This window comes from Streptomyces sp. NPDC048639 (assembly GCF_043199075.1).
Classification (GTDB): domain Bacteria; phylum Actinomycetota; class Actinomycetes; order Streptomycetales; family Streptomycetaceae; genus Streptomyces.
Genome location: NZ_JBICVP010000029.1, coordinates 1 through 2,401, shown reverse-complemented (window position 1 = coordinate 2,401; position 2,401 = coordinate 1). Strand labels below are relative to the sequence as shown.

Genomic DNA, 2,401 nt, shown 5'->3' with positions numbered 1-2,401 from the left:
TCGAGCCCGTGGGGCTCGAGACGGAGATGCAGCGCAGCTATCTCGACTACGCGATGTCGGTCATCGTCTCGCGTGCGCTGCCCGACGTCCGTGACGGCCTCAAGCCGGTGCACCGCCGTGTGCTGTACGCGATGTACGACGGCGGCTACCGCCCCGACCGCGGCTTCTACAAGTGCGCCCGCGTCGTCGGCGACGTCATGGGTACCTACCACCCGCACGGTGACTCCTCCATCTACGACGCCTTGGTGCGCCTGGCCCAGTCGTGGTCCATGCGGATGCCGTTGGTCGACTCCAACGGCAACTTCGGCTCCCCGGGCAACGACCCGGCAGCCGCGATGCGGTACACCGAGTGCAAGATGGCTCCGCTGTCCATGGAGATGCTCCGGGACATCGACGAGGAGACCGTCGACTTCCAGGACAACTACGACGGCCGGAACCAGGAGCCGACCGTCCTGCCGGCCCGCTTCCCGAACCTGCTGATCAACGGCTCCGCCGGTATCGCGGTCGGTATGGCCACCAACATCCCTCCGCACAACCTGCGGGAGGTGGCGGCCGGCGCGCAGTGGGCGCTGGAGCACCCCAACGCCACGCACGAGGAGCTGCTCGAGGCGCTGGTCGAGCGGATCAAGGGCCCGGACTTCCCGACCGGTGCCCTGGTGGTGGGCCGCAAGGGGATCGAGGAGGCGTACCGCACCGGCCGCGGCTCGATCACCATGCGCGCTGTGGTGGAGGTCGAGGAGATCCAGGGCCGGCAGTGCCTGGTCGTCACCGAGCTCCCGTACCAGGTCAACCCCGACAACCTGGCGCAGAAGATCGCCGACCTGGTGAAGGACGGCAGGGTCGGCGGGATCGCGGACGTCCGTGACGAGACGTCCTCCCGTACTGGCCAGCGCCTGGTCGTCGTGCTGAAGCGGGACGCCGTCGCCAAGGTCGTCCTCAACAACCTCTACAAGCACACGGATCTGCAGACCAACTTCGGCGCGAACATGCTCGCGCTGGTGGACGGTGTGCCGCGCACGCTGTCGCTCGACGCGTTCATCCGCCACTGGGTGACGCACCAGATCGAGGTCATCGTCCGCCGCACCAAGTTCCGCCTGCGGAAGGCCGAGGAGCGGGCCCACATCCTGCGCGGTCTGCTCAAGGCACTGGACGCCATCGACGAGGTCATCGCGCTGATCCGGCGCAGTGACACGGTCGATGTGGCGCGCGGCGGCCTGATGGAGCTGCTGGAGATCGACGAGATCCAGGCGAATGCGATCCTCGAGATGCAGCTTCGCCGGCTGGCCGCCCTGGAGCGCCAGAAGATCGTGCAGGAGCACGACGAGCTGCAGACGAAGATCAACGAGTACAACGCGATCCTCGCCTCGCCCGAGCGTCAGCGCGGCATCGTCAGCTCGGAGCTGGCGGCGATCGTCGAGAAGTTCGGTGACGACCGGCGCAGTAAGCTGGTGCCCTTCGAGGGCGACATGTCCATCGAGGACCTGATCGCCGAAGAGGACATCGTCGTCACGATCACGCGCGGCGGCTATGTGAAGCGCACCAAGACCGAGGACTACCGCTCGCAGAAGCGCGGCGGTAAGGGCGTGCGCGGCACGAAGCTCAAGCAGGACGACATCGTCGACCACTTCTTCGTGTCGACCACCCACCACTGGCTGCTGTTCTTCACGAACAAGGGCCGGGTCTACCGGGCCAAGGCGTACGAACTCCCCGACGCGGGGCGGGATGCCCGCGGCCAGCACGTGGCCAACCTGCTGGCCTTCCAGCCGGATGAGCAGATCGCCGAGATCCTGGCCATCCGCGATTACGAGGCGGTCCCCTACCTGGTGCTGGCCACCAAGTCGGGCCTGGTGAAGAAGACATCGCTCAAGGACTACGACTCCCCGCGCTCCGGCGGCGTCATCGCCATCAACCTCCGGGAGATGGAGGACGGGCGCGAGGACGAGCTGATCGGTGCGGAACTGGTGTCGTCGGACGACGACCTGCTGCTCATCAGCAGGAAGGCGCAGTCCATCAGGTTCACGGCGTCGGACGAGGCGTTGCGACCGATGGGGCGGGCGACCTCGGGTGTGAAGGGCATGAGTTTCCGCGAGGGGGACGAACTCCTCTCGATGAATGTCGTCCGGCCCGGTACGTTCGTGTTCACCGCCACCGACGGCGGATACGCAAAGCGGACGAATGTCGATGAGTACCGCGTCCAGGGCCGCGGTGGCCTCGGTATCAAGGCCGCCAAGATCGTGGAGGACCGGGGCTCGCTGGTCGGTGCTCTGGTGGTCGAGGAGCACGACGAGATCCTGGCCATCACGCTGAGCGGTGGCGTGATCCGTACGCGGGTCAACGAGGTCAGGGAGACCGGCCGTGACACCATGGGTGTCCAACTGATCAACCTGGGCAAGCGCGATGC

General features: G+C 66.7%; 1 protein-coding gene. It reads left to right on the top strand.

What is annotated here, in order from left to right:
* Positions 1 to 2,401 (top strand): DNA gyrase subunit A (gene gyrA / locus ACGFNH_RS32660; RefSeq protein WP_393660006.1); only part of this gene is annotated, 2,401 nt, incomplete at both ends.